The 19,498-nt window shown below is 73.9% G+C and carries 20 protein-coding genes; 8 read left to right on the top strand and 12 right to left on the bottom strand.

Annotation, left to right across the window (positions count from 1 at the left end):
- The coding region (locus ACZ6S8_RS17190; protein WP_469456506.1) for a dehydrogenase family protein at positions 1 to 618 on the top strand (618 nt) is incomplete at its 5' end.
- 97 nt (positions 619 to 715) lie between these two features.
- On the opposite strand, the gene ACZ6S8_RS17185 is transcribed toward ACZ6S8_RS17190, so the two are convergent.
- From ACZ6S8_RS17185 to ACZ6S8_RS17165, 5 genes are all read right to left on the bottom strand, one after another.
- On the bottom strand, positions 716 to 1,744 hold the full coding sequence (locus tag ACZ6S8_RS17185; protein ID WP_469456504.1) for a hypothetical protein: 1,029 nt from the start codon (positions 1,742 to 1,744) through the stop codon (positions 716 to 718).
- A 327-nt stretch (positions 1,745 to 2,071) separates the two neighbouring features.
- The gene (locus ACZ6S8_RS17180; RefSeq protein WP_469456503.1) at positions 2,072 to 2,638 is read right to left on the bottom strand and encodes a DJ-1/PfpI family protein; all 567 of its coding nucleotides are present in this window, start codon (positions 2,636 to 2,638) and stop codon (positions 2,072 to 2,074) included.
- Between the two features lie 371 nt (positions 2,639 to 3,009).
- Positions 3,010 to 4,173 carry an RNA polymerase sigma factor gene (locus tag ACZ6S8_RS17175; protein ID WP_469456527.1) on the bottom strand — a complete coding sequence of 388 codons (1,164 nt, stop codon included), beginning with the start codon at positions 4,171 to 4,173 and terminating at the stop codon, positions 3,010 to 3,012.
- Positions 4,174 to 4,181: 8 nt separating this feature from the next.
- Positions 4,182 to 4,589 carry a YciI family protein gene (locus tag ACZ6S8_RS17170; protein WP_383921885.1) on the bottom strand — a complete coding sequence of 136 codons (408 nt, stop codon included), beginning with the start codon at positions 4,587 to 4,589 and terminating at the stop codon, positions 4,182 to 4,184.
- A 164-nt stretch (positions 4,590 to 4,753) separates the two neighbouring features.
- A complete protein-coding gene (locus tag ACZ6S8_RS17165; protein WP_469456501.1) occupies positions 4,754 to 6,388 on the bottom strand; it encodes an alpha/beta hydrolase in 1,635 nt (544 codons plus the stop codon).
- 237 nt (positions 6,389 to 6,625) lie between these two features.
- Here ACZ6S8_RS17165 and ACZ6S8_RS17160 point away from each other — a divergent pair, with 237 nt between their 5' ends.
- Together ACZ6S8_RS17160 and ACZ6S8_RS17155 are read left to right on the top strand one after the other, a co-directional pair.
- A complete protein-coding gene (locus ACZ6S8_RS17160) occupies positions 6,626 to 7,261 on the top strand; it encodes a DUF2975 domain-containing protein (protein ID WP_469456500.1) in 636 nt (211 codons plus the stop codon).
- Positions 7,261 to 7,566, top strand: a complete 306-nt coding sequence (locus ACZ6S8_RS17155; protein ID WP_469456498.1) for a helix-turn-helix domain-containing protein — start codon at positions 7,261 to 7,263, stop codon at positions 7,564 to 7,566. Before ACZ6S8_RS17160 ends, ACZ6S8_RS17155 begins: the two co-directional genes overlap by 1 nt.
- 120 nt (positions 7,567 to 7,686) lie before the next feature.
- Here the strand turns inward: ACZ6S8_RS17155 and ACZ6S8_RS17150 are convergent, their stop codons facing one another.
- Positions 7,687 to 7,998 (bottom strand): hypothetical protein, encoded by a 312-nt coding sequence (locus tag ACZ6S8_RS17150; RefSeq protein WP_469456496.1) that lies wholly within the window; start codon positions 7,996 to 7,998, stop codon positions 7,687 to 7,689.
- Between the two features lie 348 nt (positions 7,999 to 8,346).
- Here ACZ6S8_RS17150 and ACZ6S8_RS17145 point away from each other — a divergent pair, with 348 nt between their 5' ends.
- From ACZ6S8_RS17145 to ACZ6S8_RS17135, 3 genes are all read left to right on the top strand, one after another.
- The gene (locus ACZ6S8_RS17145) at positions 8,347 to 9,078 is read left to right on the top strand and encodes a hypothetical protein (protein WP_469456495.1); all 732 of its coding nucleotides are present in this window, start codon (positions 8,347 to 8,349) and stop codon (positions 9,076 to 9,078) included.
- 151 nt (positions 9,079 to 9,229) lie between these two features.
- On the top strand, positions 9,230 to 9,670 hold the full coding sequence (locus ACZ6S8_RS17140) for a DUF4190 domain-containing protein (protein WP_469456493.1): 441 nt from the start codon (positions 9,230 to 9,232) through the stop codon (positions 9,668 to 9,670).
- A gap of 181 nt (positions 9,671 to 9,851) precedes the next feature.
- Positions 9,852 to 10,763 carry a hypothetical protein gene (locus ACZ6S8_RS17135; RefSeq protein ID WP_469456491.1) on the top strand — a complete coding sequence of 304 codons (912 nt, stop codon included), beginning with the start codon at positions 9,852 to 9,854 and terminating at the stop codon, positions 10,761 to 10,763.
- Between the two features lie 15 nt (positions 10,764 to 10,778).
- On the opposite strand, the gene ACZ6S8_RS17130 is transcribed toward ACZ6S8_RS17135, so the two are convergent.
- Genes ACZ6S8_RS17130 through ACZ6S8_RS17120 form a run of 3 tightly spaced genes read right to left on the bottom strand, consistent with a single transcriptional unit; the run spans position 10,779 to position 13,971 of the window.
- A complete protein-coding gene (locus ACZ6S8_RS17130; protein ID WP_469456525.1) occupies positions 10,779 to 11,423 on the bottom strand; it encodes a response regulator transcription factor in 645 nt (214 codons plus the stop codon).
- 53 nt (positions 11,424 to 11,476) lie between these two features.
- The gene (locus ACZ6S8_RS17125) at positions 11,477 to 12,769 is read right to left on the bottom strand and encodes a sensor histidine kinase (protein ID WP_469456489.1); all 1,293 of its coding nucleotides are present in this window, start codon (positions 12,767 to 12,769) and stop codon (positions 11,477 to 11,479) included.
- 47 nt (positions 12,770 to 12,816) lie between these two features.
- Complete coding sequence (locus ACZ6S8_RS17120) at positions 12,817 to 13,971, bottom strand: winged helix DNA-binding domain-containing protein (RefSeq protein ID WP_469456488.1); 1,155 nt, start codon at positions 13,969 to 13,971, stop codon at positions 12,817 to 12,819.
- Between the two features lie 204 nt (positions 13,972 to 14,175).
- On the opposite strand from ACZ6S8_RS17120, the gene ACZ6S8_RS17115 reads away from it, so the two are divergent.
- Positions 14,176 to 14,769: a TIGR03086 family metal-binding protein gene (locus ACZ6S8_RS17115; protein ID WP_469456487.1), complete on the top strand. Its 594-nt coding sequence runs from the start codon at positions 14,176 to 14,178 to the stop codon at positions 14,767 to 14,769.
- Positions 14,770 to 15,081: 312 nt separating this feature from the next.
- Entirely contained in the window at positions 15,082 to 16,362 is a 1,281-nt protein-coding gene (locus tag ACZ6S8_RS17110) for a ricin-type beta-trefoil lectin domain protein (protein WP_469456485.1), read from the top strand.
- A 51-nt stretch (positions 16,363 to 16,413) separates the two neighbouring features.
- Here the strand turns inward: ACZ6S8_RS17110 and ACZ6S8_RS17105 are convergent, their stop codons facing one another.
- The 3 genes from ACZ6S8_RS17105 to ACZ6S8_RS17095 all read right to left on the bottom strand — a co-directional run bounded on the left by ACZ6S8_RS17105 (position 16,414) and on the right by ACZ6S8_RS17095 (position 19,178).
- Entirely contained in the window at positions 16,414 to 17,592 is a 1,179-nt protein-coding gene (locus ACZ6S8_RS17105) for an oxygenase MpaB family protein (RefSeq protein WP_469456484.1), read from the bottom strand.
- Between the two features lie 103 nt (positions 17,593 to 17,695).
- Complete coding sequence (locus ACZ6S8_RS17100; protein WP_469456483.1) at positions 17,696 to 18,793, bottom strand: polyprenyl synthetase family protein; 1,098 nt, start codon at positions 18,791 to 18,793, stop codon at positions 17,696 to 17,698.
- Positions 18,786 to 19,178, bottom strand: a complete 393-nt coding sequence (locus tag ACZ6S8_RS17095) for a hypothetical protein (protein ID WP_469456482.1) — start codon at positions 19,176 to 19,178, stop codon at positions 18,786 to 18,788. Before ACZ6S8_RS17095 ends, ACZ6S8_RS17100 begins: the two co-directional genes overlap by 8 nt.
- Positions 19,179 to 19,498 lie beyond the last annotated feature (320 nt).

Raw genomic sequence — 19,498 nt, 5'->3', positions numbered from 1 at the left:
GTGGCGCTGTACACGATCGAGAAGCTCCAGCAGCTCGGGGCGAACCCGCTCACGGCCTCCGATTCGCAGGGGTACGTGATCGACGACAAGGGCATCGACCTGGCCCTGCTGCGGCAGATCAAGGAAGTCGAGCGCGGCCGTGTCAGCGAGTACGCGACGCGCCGCGGAGGTTCCGCGCGCTACATCCCGGGCGGCCGGGTCTGGGAGGTTCCCGCGGACGTGGCCTTCCCCTCGGCCACCCAGAACGAGCTGACGGAGGCCGACGCGCTCGCCCTGGTGCGCGGCGGCGTCCAGGCGGTGTCGGAGGGGGCGAACATGCCCACCACCCCGGCGGCCGTCCGGTTCTTCCGGAAGTCGGGCGTCGCCTTCGGCCCCGGCAAGGCCGCGAACGCCGGCGGGGTCGCCGTCAGCGCCCTGGAGATGGCACAGAACGCCGGCCGGGTGTCCTGGACCGCGCAGCGCGTCGAGGAGGAACTCGCCGACATCATGCGGTCGATCCACGCGGTCGCCCACGAGACGGCCGCCCGCTACGGCGCCCCCGGCGACTACGTGACCGGCGCCAACATCGCCGGCTTCGAACGGGTGGCGGACGCGCTGCTGGCCCAGGGCGTCATCTGAGGCTCCGCCGGGGCGAGCGGGGCGAGCCGGGCCGGGTGGGCGGGCCCGGCTTGCCCGCTGGCGCGCCCGCGCCGGCGGAACGGCGGCCGGGCCGCGGTCAGATCAACGTGTCCTTGTACGCGATGTTCACCCGACGGTCTCCGGAGTCGCCCGACGCGAAACCGAACGTCAGCCGGGGCAGGAAGGATCCCGGCCGGGACGCGTCGGGAACGAGCATGATGTTCATCCCCTCGGGCTCCCGGAAGACGAGGCTCTTCAGGGCGCGGGTCAGACCGCGCTCCGAAACCCCCGTGTTCAGGTCGATCTTGGTGATGTGGGTCGTGCCCACGTCCGCCGCGTTCGCGGGTCCGCCGCCGGTGTAGGCCTCGCCCTCGTACATGTACATGTACGAGCCGTAGAGGCAGAAGCCCTGCGCGTCGTAGACGGGGCGGGGCAGATCCGCGAAGTGGTGCAGCGGCGCGCCCAGCGGGGCGGCGGCCGCCGTGGCCAGGTCCCAGACCGCGCACTGGAGCTGTCCGTTGCGGTTGAACCGCACCAGCAGCCGGCGGTGCTGCATGTCCACGACCGGGCGCGGCGCGCTCAGCGTGGTCCCCGCGCCCGGGAGCTTGAGCGGGTCGGGCGTCCGGTCCTTGAAGTTCATGGCCGTGCGGTCCGCCGGGTCGTCCCAGTGGAAGCTGCGCGGCGGCTGGTCGGCCGCGGGACCCATGTACCTGATCCGGCAGATCTTGGTGCCGAAGCCCGTCTCCTCGGAGTTCGGCACCGAGTCGTACTCGATCCAGATGTACGGAGCCGAGCCCGCGGCCGTCGTCTCGATGCCGATCTGTGCGCCGTGCCCGAACCCGCGCAGGTACATCCTGCCCAGCTTGGTCGAACCGTCCGCGCTCAGCTTGGTGATCGCGATGTCACCCTCGCGCTTGCGCGTCGCGTAGGACACCCCGTCGTCCGGGTTGTACATGACCTGGGCGACGTACCAGTGCTTGTTCAGGTGGTCGTACCCGGCGCTCTGCATCACGGTGGGACACCAGGCCTGCTCGTGCATGAACAGGGCGGTCGACCCGTCACCGAAGTCGAACGACGGTGACCCGGGCAGGGCGAGGGCCGCGGCCGGCACGGCGCCGGAAGGCACCGGCGCCGCCTGGGCCGTCGCGGCGCCCGCGCCCCCCAGAACCAGACCGGCGGCCGCGCCACCGCCAAGGCGTATGAGCCCCCGACGGCTCACCGATCCCGTACCGAACGTGCTCATCATGTCCCCCTCGTGAAAACGATGTTGAGGGAACACCCTATGCCGCCACGGGGCCACTCCAGTCGGGCCGCCGGCTTCGAGAACGGTCCCGTGAGCCGGCAGACCCTGCTGCCCGGCACCTGGTGACCGCACCGGCCCCCGGCCGGTGACACACGGGCCCCGCACCTCCGTCCGAGGTGCGGGGCCTTCACCGTTCCCGTCGGGCGCCGGTCAGGTCACCGGGGCCTTGGCGCGCAGGACGGTCAGGAACTCCCGCATCCAGGCCGGGTGGTCCGGCCAGGCCCTGGCGGATACCAGGGTGCCGTCGACCACGGCTTCGGAGTCCTCGAACGTCGCGCCGGCGGCCTTCACGTCCGGTTCCAGGGCCGGGTACGCGGTCACCCGGCGGCCGGAGAGCCCGCCCGCCGCGGCCGTGATCAGGGGGCCGTGGCAGATCTGGGCGATCGGCTTGTCCGCCTCGGCGAAGGCGGCCAGGATCCGCCGCACCTCGGGGTCGTTGCGCAGGTACTCGGGCGCCCTGCCGCCGGGGACGACCACGGCCTCGTAGTCCTCGGTGACCACGTCGGCGAAGGCCAGGTCGGCCGGCCAGGTGTAGCCCGGCTTCTCGGTGTACGTGTCGAAGCCGTCCTCGAAGTCGTGGACGACGAAGCGCAGCTTCTTGACGGACGGGGCCGCGATGTGGACCTCGTACCCCTCCTCGCGCAGGCGCTGGTACGGATACAGGACCTCCAGCGACTCGGCCGCGTCACCGGTCACGATGAGGATCTTCACTGCCATGGGCTGCTCCAGAAGGACGGTCTGCGGACGCTCGGCCCCGCCCGGGGCCACCGGTACCCTCCCCGCGCGGCGCGGACCGCACACACCGGGTTCCCCGGGGTTCTCCGTTCGGTTTCGGGGCCGGGAACAAAGGGGTTTCGTTGACCGTTCATGCAGGTGTGGGTGCGGAAAGGGGCGATGTCCCCGGGCCTGACCATTGCCTGCAGGGAAGATCGTTCGGCTGAAGCCCTGCAGAGCCCTCCGCCGCGAGGCGACCGCCCTTTCCCGTACCCGCCTTCGAACGCCCCGGCCGGCTGTCCCCCCTGCCGGCCGGGGCCGCCCCGGCCGGCCCTTCCCCCCCGGTCGGTCGGGGCCCTTACGCATGACCGCCGTCAGCGGTGCAGGCGGGCGTTGAGCCGGGCGGCCTGGCGCGTCAGGTGGTCGCGCTCGGCGAGGTTGGGGGCCTCCAGAGCCGCCTGCGCGTACAGCAGCGCCGCCGTCTCCAGAGCGCCGTCCCGCTCGTGGAGGTACGCCGCCACCGCCGCGCGGCGGGGGACCGGGCCCGCCGCGCCCGGGGGGTCCTCCAGGGCCGCGAGCGCCGCCAGCCCGGCGCGCGGCCCGTCGGCCTCGCCGACGGCCACCGCACGGTTGAGCCGGACGACCGGGCTTCCCGTCAGGCGTACGAGCTCGTCGTACCACCCGACGATCTGCACCCAGTCGGTCTCCTCGGCGCTCCGCGCGTCGGCGTGGAGCGCCGCGACGGCGGCCTGGGCCTGGAACTCGCCCAGCCGGTCGCGGGCGAGGGCCGCCTGCAGGATCGTGACGCCCTCGGCGATCGTCCCGGTGTCCCACCGGCCGCGGTCCTGCTCGGCCAGCGGCACCAGGCTGCCGTCGGCGGCGGTCCGGGCGGCGCGCCGTGCGTGGTGGAGCAGCATGAGGGCCAGCAGACCCGCCACCTCGGGGTGGTCGACCGACGCCGCGAGCTGCCGGGTGAGCCGGATGGCCTCGGCGGCGAGGTCGACGTCTCCGGAGTAGCCCTCGTTGAAGACCAGGTAGAGGACGCGCAGCACGGTGGCGACGTCGCCCGGCCGGTCGAAGCGCACGCCGGACACGGTCCGCTTGGCCCGGCTGATGCGCTGCGCCATGGTCGCCTCGGGCACCAGGTACGCCCGGGCGATCTGGCGCGTGGTCAGCCCGCCCACGGCGCGCAGGGTGAGCGCGACCGCGGAGGACGGGGTCAGCGACGGGTGAGCGCACAGGAAGTACAGCCGGAGCGTGTCGTCGACCGCCGGGGCGGGTCCGGGCGCCGGCTCCTCGTCGACGAGCTCCTCCCGCCGGCGGCGGGAGGCGTCCGCCCGGGTCGCGTCGAGGAACCGGCGCCAGGCCGCGGTGACGAGCCAGCCCTTCGGGTCCCGCGGAGGATCGGCCGGCCAGGCGCGGACGGCCGCGACCAGTGCGTCCTGCACGGCGTCCTCGGCCGCCGCGAAGTCGGCTCCGCGGCGGACGAGGATCCCGATCACGCTCGGGGTGAGGCGCCGGAGCAGGACCTCGTCCACCTCGGAGGTCACTCGGTGACCGTGGGGGGCGCGGTCAGGAACGGGCGCAGCTCCAGCCACTCGTGGATCGGCTTCCCGCCCGCCCCGGGCGCGGCCGACAGTTCACCGGCCAGCTCGACGGCGCGCTCGTAGCTGTCGACGTCGATCACCATCCAGCCGGCGATCAGGTCCTTCGTCTCGGCGAACGGGCCGTCGGTGACGGGCGGGCGGCCCTCGCCGTCGTACCGGACGAAGGTTCCGCCGGGGGCGAGCGCCTGACCGTCGACGAACTCTCCCGTGCCCTCGAGCCGGGCCGCGAAGTCGTTCATGTACTGGACGTGGTCCGAGATCTCCTGCGGTGTCCACTGGTCCATGGGCACGTCGTTGACCGCAGCCGGGGCGCCGCGGTAGTGCTTGAGCAGCAGGTACTTCGCCATGGTGTCTCTCCTCGGTGCTGGTGCGACCCATTGTGGCCGCCTTCACCACGGGGACGGAGCCGGCCACGGGTTCTCGACATCCCCGCCGGAAGTTTTTCACCCACGTGTCGCCGGTGCCTCCCGGGCGGGCCGTCCCACCCTCGTGACCTGGTACGGGAGCGGGCTCAGCGCAGGGCGGGGATCACGTCGCGCGTCTCGTCGACCCCGGCCCCGAGGCCCGCCGCGCTGCTGCGGCCGAGCGCGCCCGGGGGCGTCTCGTCCGCGCACACGGTGCCGTGCGCGGGCAGCGCCAGGGTGGCGAGGTACTCCGTGGCCAGGGCGCTGACGCACGCGCTCCGGTTGTACGCCGTGTGCCCCTCGGCGGCGAAGGTCAGCAGCCGCCCGCTGTCGAGCGTCCCGGCCAGCGCCACGGCGTCCCGGTACGGGGTGTCCGGGTCCCCGGTCGTACCGAGGACCAGGATCGGGGCGGATCCGGCCGCCCGGTAGGAGCCCTCGAAGCGGCTCGGGCGCTCGGCCGGCCACTGGGCGCAGGTGGGCGCGTGGTTGTGGTCGTACGTGGGCGGCCCGAGGCCGATGGGAGGCCCCAGCAGGGGAGCGGCGGCGGCCTGGGCGGCGACGAGCGTGCCCAGCAGCAGGGGGCTGGTGGGGTAGACGCGGTCGGCGCACTCGACGGCCGTGTTGACGTTGAGGAAGTCGAAGGACGCGGGGGAGGGCGGGGAGAGCAGGAACGACCCCTGGCGCGCCTGGGCCGCCCGCAGGGCCTCTCCGAGGTAGGGCCAGACCTCCTTGCCCGAGTTGATGTTGAACATCAGCCGGTAGGCGAGGGCGTAGCCGGTGGCCGGGCGTCCGCTCGGCGTGATGACGGGGTCGGCGTCCAGCGCCCGCTTGAGCTCCTCGAACGCCTGCCGCGGACGGCCCTCGCCGAATCCGCAGGCGGCGGCGTTCTGCGCGCACCAGTCCAGGAACCGGCCGACCGCCGCGTCCAGGGCGGCGAACTGCCCGGCGTCGTAGGCGTACGGCACGTCGGCGTAGCGGCGCGGATCGTAGCCCCCGTCCAGGACCATGGCCCGGACGCGCCGGGGGAACTGCGCGGCGTACACGGTGCCGACGTAGCTGCCGAAGGAACGGCCGTAGAAGGAGACCTGCTCCTCGCCGAGGGCGCGGCGCAGGAGGTCGATGTCCTTCGCGTTCGACCCGGTGCCGATGAACGGCACGAGGTCCGCGGACCGCTCCCGGCAGGCGGCGGCGAAGTCACGGCCCTGCCGGATCGCGGTGTGCAGGGCTCCCGGAGCGGGTACGCCGCGTGCGGCGTCGACGGCCGCTGCGTACTCCGCGTCGTTCCAGCACTCCACCTGTCCGCTGCGGCCCACGCCGCGCATGTCGTACCCGACGACGTCGAAGGCGTCGCGCAGGGAGGCGGGGAGCGCGTCGTAGCTGTTGCGGGCGAAGTCGACGCCCGAGTTGCCCGGTCCGCCGGGGTGCAGCAGCAGGACGCCGGTGCGGTGGTCCCGGTCGGCGGCGAGGCGCCGGGTGACGGCGAGCGCGATCGTGGGCCCGGTGGGCCGGCGGTAGTCCAGCGGCACCCGGGCGGTCGCGCACTCGAAGCCGTCGCCCGGGCCGTCACCGTCCGTGCCGTCGCACGGCCCCCAGGCCAGGACGGGAACGGGCGGACCGCCGGGCGCCGCGACCGTGGCGGAGCCGGGCGGCGCGGCCCCGAGGAGCGCGGTGACCGCGATCAGCGCGAGGGATATCCCCCAGGCCGCTCGCTTGCGGGGGTGATCGGCCCAACGCATGTGCATGTGGCGCTCCTCCGTCATGGGTCGTGCGGAACGGGCGCCAACGTAGCCGCCGGCCTCCGCCCGTGTCGGCCCCCCAGGAGTTGATTCCGGCCTCCCCCCAGGGTTGGAGACCCCGAAAGCCCCCGCACCGGCGCCCGGACCGCGCCCCGGCCCCGGCGGCCGTCCGCCCTTCCCCGTCGGGCCATCCGGATGTATCGTTTTTCGATAACATCGATAAACGATAAGGCGGGGGAGTCCATGTCCGAGGTCGAGGACCGCAAGCTCTTGGAGCCCCTCTCCACCGTGGTGTCCGGCGGACTCCGCCTGCTGATCGGCCTGCTCCTCGCGGGTTTCCTGCTGAATGCCGTCAACGGCTCGGTCCCCTTCTGGGACGCCGCCGACGCATGTGTCACCGCCGACTGGACCTCGAGCAGCTCCGCCGGCGCCGACGCCGCGTTCGGCGCCCGGGACGGAGCACACGTCAGCGTGGTTCCGCAGTACTGCGCGGACCGGCCCGGCGCCTGGCAGCGGACCCTGGGGATCCTGTCCGAGGTGCCCGCCTTCGTCCTGCTCGTCGGCGGGCTCGTGCTGCTCAACCGGCTTCTCCGGTCGGCGGCCCGCGACGGTGTGTACACCCGGCAGACCGCGCAACGGCTGCGGTTCCTGGGCTGGTTCCTCCTTGCGGGCAGCCTCGTCGCGGCAACCGCGCGGGCCGTCTCCGAGGCGGCCCTGCTGGCGACACTCGCCGACGACGCCCCGTTCTCGCCCGGGACGGTGCTCGGTGCGGCGGCCTTTCCGTACCTGACGATCCTCACCGCGCTGGGGCTGCTCGCGTTCGCCCGTGTCACGCGGGCCGGCGCCGTGATGCGCGAGGACCTCGAAGGGGTCGTCTGATGTCCGCCGGGGGCAACCACGACGAGGACGCGCACGGCGCCCAGGAAATCCACGTGCACCTCGACCGGCTCCTCGCCGAGCGCGGCATGACGCTGGCCGAACTCGCCACCCGCGTCGGCGTGACCAACGTCAACCTGTCCATCCTCAAGAACGGCCGGGCCAAGGCCGTCCGCTTCACGACCCTGACCAGCATCTGCAGAGTGCTGGAGTGTCAGCCGGGAGACCTGCTCAGCTACCGCCCGGAGCCCGGCCCCGACACCCGGGGCGGAGGGGAAGGCCCCCCTCCCGCTCCCCCGAAGGGGTGAAATCCTCCGTGCCCGGTGCCGGGACCCGCGAGGCCGAGACCCCGAGGGGGACGGCCGCGGCGTCGGGAGGGTTGTCCGGGGCGGGGGATCCGGCTGGGAATCGTCCGTCGTCGTCCTTCGTCACCTGCCGAACGTGAAGAAGCGGGCCGGGACGAATACCTCGTGGCCGGTCGGGAACCGGACACGTACCCCGGACTCCGTCCACGTGGTGGACTCGATGCCCCCCGACCCGAGGGAGGCGTCGATGTCCAGGTGGTGTCCGTAGGACAGGCCGGAATACCGGCCGATTACCATCCTGTAGGAGTTCCGCCCGGACAGGGTGTGTTCGTGGACCAGCCCCAGGAAGTGCGGCGACCGGTCGTCGTAGGCCACCGATGAGGGAGCACTGCTGCGGTACGTCACCTCGGTCCGCGGCCACCACAGCACCGCCATGAGCGCGGCGGTCAGCAGGACGCCGGCCAGGCCGCCCAGCAGTACCCTGCCGATGCCGGCCGTCCGGCGGGGCCGTGTGCCCTCGTCGGGCGGGTCAGGGGTGTACGTACCGATGGCGCCCCTCCAGGGTCTGCGTCGCTCCGCGCCGGTCGACCGGCAACGGTTCGGGGGGAAGGACGCGGAACCGGGCCGAGGGGTTGCCGGCAGGGGCGTGGCCGGCAGTGAGCGGACGGAGTCGTGGTGAAGGGCCGCGCCGGTGGGATCACCAGCGGGCCGTCGGGCGTTGGACCGTCGAAGGGAGCGATCACGTTGCACACACCGCACTACCCGAGCGATGAGGAGGGACCGATGGGCACGGCCGACCTGGAACGGCAGTGGCCGGACGAGGCCAGTGTCGACAACGCCAGAACGACGCTGCTGCAGCTCCTCGCACGGGCGGGCGTGCCTTCCGACGACGCACGGGCACTGATCGGGCTCGTCGAGGCGGGCACGCTGGCCCTCGCGTACGAGGAACTGAGCGCCGGCGGCGGGAGCGCGCCGGGCGACAAGGGCGAGGCCTACGAATCGGGCTGGCTCGACGGCGCCGCCGGTGTCCTGGACGAGCTCGGCACCGTCGCGGAACGGACCCTGGCACGGGTCGTGGGGGAGGACGGGCAGCCGGACCCGGCCGGGGAGCGGCCGCGGCCCCGGCGCATGGAGGTGGAGCGGGCGCAGGTCGCGGTCAGCCCGCTGTACCTGTCGTTCGCGACGGTCTCGGAGCTCGACCCCGAGGTGACCGGGGAGGTGCTCACGGCCGTCCTCGCCACGATGAGCCCCCGGCAGCGGGCCGGGTACCCCGGGCGGCTGACAGCGTTCGCCGCCGCCCACGGGGCGCGGTTGGAGCGGCTGTTCGCGGCGTACGGGCCGGGCAGCGCCATCACGGTCCACGGCCGCTACTCGCTCGTCCACTCCGCCACGAGCATCGCGGTCCTGGAGCGGCTCGTCGCCGCGCCGCAGGCGCTGCGCGCGGAGTGGGACGCCGCGGAGCTGCCGCCGGCGTGGCTGGACGGGCTGACGACCGCCTGGAACGCCCCGGCCTGACCACCCCCGGCGCCGGAGCGGTCGAAGGATCCCGCCCCGGCGCGCGCGGTCGGCCCGACGGGGCGGGTTTGACGGGGGCGGGTGGTGGCAGACGGGGTGAACGCCGCTGAACCGCAGTGGAGTTGTTCATCCCCTCCGAAGGGACCCCATCGTGTCCGACGCGTACCGCACTCCCGACGGCACCGGCTCCGGCACCGGGTCCAGCACCGGCTCCGGCACCCACCCCGCCCCCGCCGCCGGGCCCGCCACCGGCCGCAACGGCTTGGCCGTGGCCGCGCTGGTCACCGGCATCGCGTCCCTGCTGCTCCTGTGGCTCTGGTTCGTGGGCATTCCGCTCGCGCTCGTCGCCATCGGCCTCGGCATAGCCGCCCTCCGCAGGGCCCGGGGCGGCGCCGGCGGCCGTGGAATGGCGATCAGCGGCCTGGTCCTGGGTGCCGTGACCGTGGTCATCGCCGGACTCCTGGTGGCCGTCGGGGTGTCCATCCTCAACTCCGACGAGGGCAAGGACCTGCGGTCCTGCCTCGACAACGCCCAGACGCAGCAGGAGCAGCAGGACTGCACGAACCGCTTCGACGAGGACGTCAAGAACTGACGCGAGCAGCGCCACGCGGGTCGACGTCGGCCCGTTCCCGCCGCTCCCGTTCCCGCCGCCCGGACCGCCCGCCTCCCCCCCGTCAGGTGGAACAGGACGGCGGGGGGTGTGGCAGGCCATACCCCGGCCGGGCGGCGGACCGCAGTGACCGGGAGGTCGGTGGTCCGGAAGAGTCGCCGGCATGACCACCACGTCACGCACCGTCCCACCCAACCGCCCCGCCCAGCCCGTCGGTTCCTTCAGCCGGGCCTGCGCCGGGCTCGTCGCGCTCGCCGTTCTCCTCGTCGCCGCCTTCCTCTTCGCCCCCCGCCCGCTGGCGGGGCGCTGGTCGGGCGGCGGGGGAGTCAGAGATCAGCGCGACCTCGTCGAGCGCCTCTCCGTGGCGTTCGCCGGCTCGTGGAGCTCCGGAGGTCGGAAGCTCTCCCCGGACATGGAACGGCTGGTTCACTTCTGGCTTCACTACCACGTGGTGAAGGCCGTGGCCGCCGCGCTGCTGCTGATCGTGCTGTATGCGCTCGCCGTTCTCCTCTGGAAGACCTTCCTACGGGCCGACGGACGCGGGGCGGGCGCCCGCGCCGCTCTCGCCTCGGCCGGTACGGCGGCCTCGGCGCTCGCCCTCTTCGCCCTCGCGACGGTCATGGCCAACGTCCAGGGTGCGCTGGCCCCCTTCGCCTCGCTGCTCTCGCTGCTGCCGGTCCACGCGCCTTCCGCGGAACTCGCCGCCGTGCTCGATCAGGTCGGGCAACGCCTGGCCGACCACCCGGAGAACGGTGACGCAACCCCACCCGTTCTCGGGGTGATGATCGGCGACTTCGCCCGGTACCACGCGGTGATGGCCGCAGCCGCCGTGACCGTGGCCCTCCTCCTCGTCGGCACGGGTACGCGGGCGTGGAAGCGGAGCGCAGTGCCCGCGGCGTCGGCGGTGTCCGCGGTGTCCGCGGCGCCCGATCGGCGGGCGCGGCGCGTGTTCAGGTCGTTCGGTCTGCTCTCGGCCCTGCCGGCGGCGGCCTTCCTCGTGGTGGCCGCGGCGAACACGGGCACCGCGGCCGACCCGGCCCCGGCCCTCCTGGCCTTCTTCGACGGCGGATGGTGAAGGGCCGGGCCGCCGTCAGGCGTCGAGGTAGGCGAGGACGGCGAGCACCCGGCGGTGCTGCGCACCGTCGGGTGGCAGGCCGAGCTTCGCGAAGACGTTGCCGATGTGCTTCTCCACGGCGCTGTGCGAGAGCACCAGCCGCCCGGCGATCGCCGTGTTGGAATGCCCTTCGGCCATCAGCGCCAGCAGCTGCCGTTCGCGTGCCGTCAGCGCGCGCAGCGGGTCCTTCCGGCGCTGTCCGGCCAGCAACTGGGAGACGACCTGGGGGTCGAGGACCGTCGCGCCGCGGGCGACGCGGTCGAGGGAGTCCAGGAACTCCTCCACCTTCGCGACCCGGTCCTTGAGGAGGTAGCCGACCGCGCCGGAACCGTCCGCCAGCAGGTCGGCGGCGTAGGAGGCCTCCACGTACTGGCTGAGCACCAGCACCGGGGTGCCGGGCAACCGCTCGCGGGCGCAGATCGCGGCCCGCAGTCCCTCGTCCGTATGCGTCGGTGGCATCCGCACGTCGACGAGCGCCACGTCCGGCCGGTGCACGAGCACCGCCTCGACCAGGGAGGGCCCGTCACCGACCGCGGCCACCACCTCGTGGCCGTCCTCGGAGAGCAGGCGGACCAGGCCCTCGCGCAGCAGTACGGCGTCCTCGGCCACGACGATCCGCAGCGGCAGCCGGCCGCCGGGCCGCGCCGGAACTCCCTGCGCGGATGGGTCGGGTGTCAGCTGCACGGCAGCTCCGCCGTGACCGTCGTCGGGCCGCCGCGGGGACTCTCGACCCACAGCACGCCGCCCACCGCGCGCATCCGGTCGGCCAGTCCCCGCAGTCCGTGTCCCTCGGCCGGAGCCGCGCCGCCCACCCCGTCGTCCGTCACCCAGATCCGCAGGACGCCCCCGGTGTGGCGCATGCCGACCGTGCAGCGGCGGGCACGGCTGTGCTTGGCCACGTTGGTCAGCGCCTCGGCGGCCATGAAGTAGGCGGCCGTCTCGACGCCGGCGTCCGGCCGACCCCGCACGGGACCGACATCGAGGTCGGCGGGCACGACGCAGCGCGCGGCCAGGGCGGACAGCGCCTCCCGCAGCCCCCGGTCGACGAGCACCGGCGGTGCGATGCCCCGCGACAGGGCCCGCAGCTCTTCCAGCGCCTCCTGGGTCTGGACGACCGCGTCGGCGAGTGCGGCCCGGACCAGTTCCGGCCTGCTGTCGAAGTGGTGCTGGGCGCGGCCGAGTTCCATCGCGAGTCGGACCAGATGCTGTTGGGGCCCGTCGTGGATGTCGCGTTCGAGCCGGCGCAGTGCGGCGGCCTCGGCCGTCACCACGGCGACGGCCTGCGCACGGGCGGTGTCGCCCTCCCTCTCGGGTCCACGGCAGAGCAACGCCCGCCCGAGACCGGCCTGTACGGCGACGCACCCGCGGGTCACCAGCGGCAGGGTCGACAGCAGCAGCGCGCCGAGCGCGAGCGCGAAGGCGAGCCGCTCCGCCGGTGACGTCAGCCCCAGGCTCACGGCGACGTGGGACCGGTCGGAGCCCGCGTACAGGGTCAGCGGCCGCAGCGATCCGGGTGCGACCTGACCGCGCAGGGGGTACGTGGCGGTCGCGACGCCGACGAACCACCACAGCACCGTCACCGTCCAGGTGAACAGGGCGACGGGAAGCAGCAGGACGGCATGGACCAGGTCGGGCCACACCACCGGCCCGGCCGGCCCCGGGCGGCGGCTCGTTACCGGTGTCCCGCCGGTCCGGGTACGCACGGTGCCGATCCGCCACCACTCCAGATCGCCGGGCCACCGTGCCAGAGCCAGGGCCCGTGCCGCGGCGGGGGCCCCGCCCGGCACCAGCGAGGCGAGGGCGCCGAAGCTCAGCGCGCCGGCCACGAGCAGCAGACCGGCGGCGGCGCTCACCGGCGCGGTGAGGAGGTAGAGCGAATCCACGAGCGTACGACGCCCGAGGCGGACGGCGGCGCCGGCCCGTGGCCGCCACCGACCCGCGACCAGGGAAGGCAACGACTCGACCATCCCCCCAGCCTAATGTCGCTCCGGGCCGACCCCGATCCGAACGTCCCTCAGGCGTGCGCGCCCACGTCGAGGGTGCCGATGGTCAGGGTGGGGCGGGCCCGGAGGATCTCGCCCATCCGGTCGGCCTGTTCGGCCAGTTGCCGCTGCCGGCGCGCGGTCAGGGGGCGGAGCGGTTCGACGGTGATCGCGACCGCGCTTCCCGTCCTCTTCTGCTGCCAGACGCCCGCCACCACGCCGTCGACCAGGAGGACGGGAAAGTTGCCCGCCTGGCCGCTCCGGGAGAGGGCGCGCTGCCGTGCCGCGCCGGGGAACAGCAGCTCCCGTGGCTGGGAGCCGACCGTGAAGGCGTCGAAGTGCGGCAGCAGCAGTACGCCCCGGGCGGGGTCGCCCGGCCGGCTGCCGCTGCCGCTGCCGCCGACGTCGCCGGTGGTGGTCCAGGCACGGCTGCCTTCGACCGTGACCTCGGTGAGGTCGCCCGCTTCGAACAGGCGGCGCGCCCATCCGGGGGTGGCGGCCAGCCAGCGGGCGAGGTGCGCGGGCGTCGCCGGCCCGTAGGCGTACAGGTACCGGTCCAGCAGCCAGGCGAGCGCCTCGGCGGGCGGGGCGGGGGCGAAGCCGGGCAGCCAGCGGCGGGGGTTGGTGTAGGTGGTCTTGCGGCCCCGGTTCGGGCCGAAGCACAGCACGCCCCGGTGGGCGGCGACGGCGACCGTCTGGCGCCACCGCGGCCACACCGTCCCGAACGCGGGGAGCACCGGGTCGACCGCCCAGGCTCCGACCCGGTCGGCCAAGGCCCCGGACAGCTCGTCGACCGTCAGTTCCGCCCCGGCGAGGACCGCGCCGATCGCGAGGACGAGCTCCTCGGTCCGCTCCGGGCTCAACCGGGCCCCGGCATCCGGCTGCACGGGAGCGGGCACTGCTCCCAGGGCCCCGCACCACAGGGCCAGTTCGGCCGCCGGGAGCAGGTGGACCGTGCCGCGCGGCCCGAAGGTCCGGATCAGGCTGTGGTCCCCCCACAGCGCCTCCTGCACGTCGGCGCGCGTCACGCCGTGCAGCCGAAGGGCGATCGACACCTCGGCGGCCGACGGAACCTGGGCGTGCGCGCCGCACATCGCCGCGGCCGCCTCGGCCGGACTGCCCAGCGGGACCACCAGACCGTGCCGTCGCAACCGGCGCCCGCAGACGTCCGCCCATGTCAGATCCACCTCCGAAGCCAAGCATGCTTTCGGCCGGCCGTGGCGGGCGGGCGTGCCGGGAGCTCCGGAGCGCGGCCTCGCCCCGCCCCCCACGGCCTGGTCCGGCAGGAGGTTCACCCGGTTGAATCTCCTGCCCGTGTGGCGATGAGAACGGGCTCCGCCGCCGGTCTACCCTTCGGAACCCCTCACACCGACCTTCCGGAGGCGTGGCAGATGACCGGTACGACGACTCTCGACCTCGGACCCCAAGCGCGGATCGTGGCACGCCTCGCGGCGGCCGTCCCGGACGCGCACCTCGACCACCGCACGCCCTGTCCGGAGTACGCGGTGAGAGACCTGCTGGGGCACCTCACGGGCCTCGCCGTCGCCTTCCGCGACGCCGCCCGCAAGGACCTGGGCGCCACGACCGACACGGCTCCCGACTCGGCCGCGCCCGTCCTGCCCGCCGACTGGCGCGAGGACCTGCCCCGGGTCCTCGGCGAACTGGCCGAGGCCTGGCAGGACCCGGCCGCCCGGACCGGCATGACCCGTGCGGGCGGCGTGGACCTGCCGGGCGACATCGCGCTCGCGGTCGCCGTGGACGAACTCGTGGTGCACGGCTGGGACCTGGCCCGGGCCACCGGCCAGGAGTACGCCCCCGATCCGGCCGCGCTCAGCGCCGCGTACGGCTTCCTGCTGGCGGCCGCGGAGGACGAGACCCGCGGCGGCGGCATCTTCGGCCCCGTCGTGCCCGTACGGGACGACGCCCCGCTGCTGGACCGGGCCGTCGGACTGAGCGGACGCGATCCGGGCTGGGCCGCGGCCTGACCCCCCGAGACCGGCGGGAGCGCGGTGTGAGACCGGCGTGAGTCCGGAGCCCGGTGTGAGACCCCAGCCCCCTCGTGACCGCCGCCGGCGGGCGGACGGGGGCGGGCCGGGCCGCAGTGCGCCGCCGGGTGCCGGTGTGCCGACCACGTGCATCGGGCGGTGCGGGCATCTTGACGCGGTCGCGGCGCGCGCCTTCAATCAAGTAGTGAATGAAGGGGCCCGGACGGCATGATTCCGCGTTCAATCCCCAGCGGAGACTTGTCATGGGCATGTTTATGCGCATCCCCCCACACCCGAAGCGATGTGATCACCGTGCACCCCACCTGGCACCGGCGCGTGCTCTTATGCGCCCTCGCCCTCGCCTGCTGGGGCGGCCTGGCCGCCCCGGCCACCGGCGCCGCCGAGCCCGCCCCGGCCCCCGCACCGCGGGCCGCCGCGGCAGCGGCCGCGGCGGCCGTGACCTTCTCCGACGATTTCGACGGGCCGGCCGGAGCCGCCGCCGACCCCGGCAAATGGCAGATCGAGACCGGTGACAACGTCAACAACCACGAGCGGCAGTTCTACACGGCGGGCAACCGCAACGCCGCCCTCGACGGACAGGGCCACCTGGTCATCACCGCCCGCCGCGAGAACCCGGCCGACTACACCTGCTGGTACGGCCGCTGCGAGTACACCTCCGCCCGCCTGAACACCGCCGGTCGCTTCACGCAGACGTACGGACGCGTGGAGGCGAGGCTCAAGGTGCCGCGGGGTCAGGGCATGTGGCCCGCCTTCTGGATGCTCGGCAACGACATCGGCCAGGTCGGCTGGCCGAACTCCGGCGAGATCGACGTGATGGAGAACGTCGGCTTCGAACCGTCGACCGTACACGGCACCCTCCACGGGCCCGGCTACTCCGGCGCCGGCGGCATCGGGGCGGCGTACTCCCTCCCCGGCGGGCAGGCCTTCGCCGACGCCTTCCACACCTTCGCCGTCGACTGGGCCCCCGACTCGATCACCTGGTCCGTCGACGGCGTCGTCTACCAGCGGCGGACCCCCGCCGACCTGGGCGGACGCAGCTGGGCCTTCAACAAGCCGTTCTTCCTGATCCTCAACCTCGCGGTCGGCGGCTACTGGCCGGGCGACCCCGACGGCAGTACGGCCTTCCCCCAGCAGCTGGTGGTCGACCACGTCCGCGTCACCTCGTACGACGGCGGCTCCGGCGGCCGGACCGGCCAGATCAGCGGGCTCGCCGGCAAGTGCGTCGACGTGGCCGCGGCGAACCCGGCCAACGGCACACCGGTCCAGCTGTACGACTGCAACGGGACCGCCGCCCAGCGCTGGACCCTGGGCGCCGACGGCACCGTACGCGCGCTCGGCAAGTGCCTCGACGTGGCGAGCGGCGGCACCGCCGACGGGACCCCGGTCCAGCTCTACGACTGCAACGGGACCGGCGCCCAGCGCTGGGTGGTGTCCGGGGCCCGCGACATCGTGAACCCGCAGGCGAACAAGTGCCTCGACGTCAGTGGCGGCAACCCCGCCAACGCGACACGTCTACAGCTGTGGACCTGCACCGGCGCCCCCCAGCAGAAGTGGACGGCTCCGGCGGGCTGACCCGGCCGCTCCGGCCGCCCGCGCCGCGGGCCCCGACCGGCCCCCGCCGCGTCACGCGGGGGTCGGCGACGGCGGTACCCAGCGGTGGGTGCGCGGGGCCTGCGACCGTACCCCGTACTCGCCCTTGAGCTCCTCCGGGATGGCGTACTGCATGACGCGCCCACGGGTGAGCGAGGCCAGTTCGAAGGTGGTCAGCAGGCTGCCCGCCTTGTCCAGCGCCCATTCGCCGAGCGGGCTGCTGTCCTCGACGGTCTCCAGCAGGCCGAGGACGATGGGGACGGCCTTCGCCGCCGTGTCCCAGGGGCTGCGGGGGATCTGGAGCCAGTCCGCGATCGTGGGCCCGATGAGGTAGCGGATGGTGGCGGGGACGATCGGGTCGAAGAGGGTGCCGGGCACCACGTCCTCGTACATCCGCATCAGCTGGTTGTTGAGCCGGACACCGTCCTCGGAGGGCCCGAGGTGGCGGCTGAGGTAGAGGTCGGCGAACGCGCGGGCCTCCTTGAGGTTGCCCGGGGCGGCCGTCATGTCGCAGCCCAGGATGGAGCCCACCACCCGCCACGCGTAGAAGTAGGCTTCCGCCCCCTCCTCGCTCATGTGGATGCCGAGGCGGTGCATGGCGTCCAGGACGAGGATCGAGAAGCACATCTGCCCGCCGATCATGTCCTCCTGGCAGAGCGGCACCCCGTCCGCCTCGATGTCCCACCGTCCGGAGCGTGTGAGGTGGTGGCGTACCGCCGCGTGCAGCAGCCGGACCTTCTGGGCCGCCGGGATGAACTTGCTGCCCTCCTCGAAGGCGTTGGTCTGCATCAGGTACGTGACGAACTGGCCGGTGTTCGCCATCCTGCGCGAGGGGTAGTCCATCGAGTGCGTCGAGGCGAGCAGCCGCGCCACGCGCGGCACGGCGTAGGTCGCGGGCATCGCCGCGAAGGACAGGCCCGTGTTGATGTGCGCGGCGTTGTCCATGAAGAACAGCCGGGCGCGCTCCATCACGTCCCAGTCCACCCACTTCGGCGGCATGGCGGTCGCCTCCAGGAACGACACCGCAGACGGCGGGAGCCCTTCGGGGAGCTTGTGGCCGGCGGTGCTGAAGAAGCGCATCAGGGTGTTGAAGTCCCGCACTTCGCCGCGTTCGAACATGGCGGCCACGGTCTCGTCGGCCAAGGGGTCGCCCTGCAGGCTGAGTTCGTCGAGCGCCGCGTCGGTGTAGCGGGGCCGGGTCTCGGTGGTCACGTCGTGCTCCTCGTGTGGCTCGTTCGGATCGTGTGGCGCGGCTTCCTGCCGCTCCGGTGCGTCGGGCGCGTCCGGCGCGTCCGGCGGTGGTCCACGGGGCTGTTCAGAGGGTCCGCGCGGACGCCGACGTGGCGAGCCCGCCGAGCGCCGTCCGTACGTCCATGGGCAGGGGCACCGAGTCCAGCGCGTCCCGGGCCGCCCTCACCCGGTCGGCGATCATGTCCTCGATGCGCTGCCGGGCGCCGCACCCGTCCATCAGCCGCCGCACCAGCGCCGCGTCGGACTCGTCCAGGGCGGGGCGGTCGAGGGTCTTGTCCAGCAGCGCCCGGTCGGGCGGGTCCAGCAGGGCGAGCGTCGTGGCGAGCAGCGCGGTGGGCTTGCGGTCCCGGAGGTCGTCCAGGTTCGACTTGCCCGTCTCGGCGGGGTCGCCGAAGGTGCCGATCAGGTCGTCGCGGAGCTGGAACGCCTCGCCCAGGGGCAGCCCGTACGCGGTGAAGGCGGCCATGACCTGCCGGGGGGCGCCGCCGAGGGTGGCGCCCATGTGCAGCGGACGCTCCACCGTGTACTTGGCGGTCTTGTACCGGGCGACCTCCAGCGACTCGGCGACCTCGGGCGCGCCGTCGGCGCCCGTCCGCAGGACCTCCAGGAACTCGCCCGCGACGGTCTCGCGCAGCAGGGTCGACCACAACGGGACCGTCCGCGCCACGTACGCGCCGGGCAGCCCGCAGGTGGCGAAGACCTGGGCGGCGTACCCCATCAGCAGGTCGCCCAGCATCATCGCCAGCGCGGCGGCCCGGTCCTGCCGTACGGCCCCCGGGGCCGGCGCCGCGACCTGGCCGTGGCCGCTTCCGCCACCCCAACGACCCGCTCCCGCTTGGGAGAAGGCGGCGTGGGCGGTCGGGACGCCGTGCCGCAGACGGCTGTCGTCGATGATGTCGTCGTGGGTGCAGGCCGCCGCGTGCACGAGTTCCATGGCCGCGGCCGCCCGGATCACCCCGTCGCAGTCCGGCTGGCCGGCGGCCCGCCAGCCCCAGTACAGGAACGCGGCCCGCATTCGCTTCCCGCGCGTCAGTGAGCTGCGCAACTGGGCGCAGAGCGGGGCGAGTTCGCTGGAGAGGCGTAACAGCTCGGCTTCTTCCTCGTCGACCAGCCGGTGCAGGTGCGTGTCGATGCGCTGCCGGAACGCGAGGTCGTCATGCATGCGCGGGCCCGGCTCCCGGCGCCGTCGCGGTGTCGGCGGGCCGCGCTCGGCGCGCGGCGGCCCGGCGGGCCATCAGCTCCAGGTAGTTGTCGTCGTCCGCCGCGACGACGCGCCGCGAGGCGAGCTCCCCGCGCGCCCTCAGCTCCTTCACCCCGTCGGCGACGAGCTCGCGCAGGTCCGAACGCCGGGCCACGTCCTCGCCCCGGCCGGTCGCCTGCCGTACCTGGTCCAGCGCGAGGTCGACGGCGCCGAGCGCGAGCAGCCCGACCTCCTCCAGCGCGGCGAACGGATTCCAGGGCGGCGCTGCCTGCCGCGTCTGCTCCCCGTGCCCCGGCCCGTATCCCCGCTGCTCCTGCCGTGCCTGATCCCGCGCTTGTCCGGTCATGTTCCGTGCTCCTCCGTCGTCGGATCGTCAAGGAGCCCCAGTCAACCGGCCGCGCCGGCGGCCACCGCCGGTGTGGGCCGTCCGTCCCACGCCAGGGGGACGCGAATGCTCCCAACGAGTGAGTTGTCCGATGAGCTGCCGAACTCCCTGCGCCCGCTTCCGCGAGCGGCGCGGAACCGTCGGGCCGGGGTCGGGCGATAACCCGATGAATAGTCGGTAAGGGGTAATTTCCTGCAAGGCCCCTATGTGCCGTGGACATGATGCGCTGTCATATTCCTGCCAGATTGACCCGTTCATCTCGTTCTACCCATCGGGGAAGG

Source organism: Streptomyces sp. NPDC048461, from assembly GCF_055587105.1.
Note: the sequence above shows the minus strand (reverse complement) of the source record. Positions and strands in the feature narration are given on the sequence as shown.

Excerpts from the sequence above, each read along its gene's own strand:
- ACZ6S8_RS17180 (WP_469456503.1), bottom strand. The coding sequence starts at position 2,638 with ATGGCAGTGAAGATCCTCATCGTGACCGGTGACGCGGCCGAGTCGCTG.
- ACZ6S8_RS17170 (WP_383921885.1), bottom strand. The coding sequence starts at position 4,589 with ATGGCGAAGTACCTGCTGCTCAAGCACTACCGCGGCGCCCCGGCTGCG.
- ACZ6S8_RS17165 (WP_469456501.1), bottom strand. The coding sequence starts at position 6,388 with ATGCACATGCGTTGGGCCGATCACCCCCGCAAGCGAGCGGCCTGGGGG.
- ACZ6S8_RS17160 (WP_469456500.1), top strand. The coding sequence starts at position 6,626 with ATGTCCGAGGTCGAGGACCGCAAGCTCTTGGAGCCCCTCTCCACCGTG.
- ACZ6S8_RS17155 (WP_469456498.1), top strand. The coding sequence starts at position 7,261 with ATGTCCGCCGGGGGCAACCACGACGAGGACGCGCACGGCGCCCAGGAA.
- ACZ6S8_RS17150 (WP_469456496.1), bottom strand. The coding sequence starts at position 7,998 with ATGGCGGTGCTGTGGTGGCCGCGGACCGAGGTGACGTACCGCAGCAGT.
- ACZ6S8_RS17145 (WP_469456495.1), top strand. The coding sequence starts at position 8,347 with ATGGGCACGGCCGACCTGGAACGGCAGTGGCCGGACGAGGCCAGTGTC.
- ACZ6S8_RS17135 (WP_469456491.1), top strand. The coding sequence starts at position 9,852 with ATGACCACCACGTCACGCACCGTCCCACCCAACCGCCCCGCCCAGCCC.
- ACZ6S8_RS17125 (WP_469456489.1), bottom strand. The coding sequence starts at position 12,769 with ATGGTCGAGTCGTTGCCTTCCCTGGTCGCGGGTCGGTGGCGGCCACGG.
- ACZ6S8_RS17115 (WP_469456487.1), top strand. The coding sequence starts at position 14,176 with ATGACCGGTACGACGACTCTCGACCTCGGACCCCAAGCGCGGATCGTG.
- ACZ6S8_RS17100 (WP_469456483.1), bottom strand. The coding sequence starts at position 18,793 with ATGCATGACGACCTCGCGTTCCGGCAGCGCATCGACACGCACCTGCAC.
- ACZ6S8_RS17095 (WP_469456482.1), bottom strand. The coding sequence starts at position 19,178 with ATGACCGGACAAGCGCGGGATCAGGCACGGCAGGAGCAGCGGGGATAC.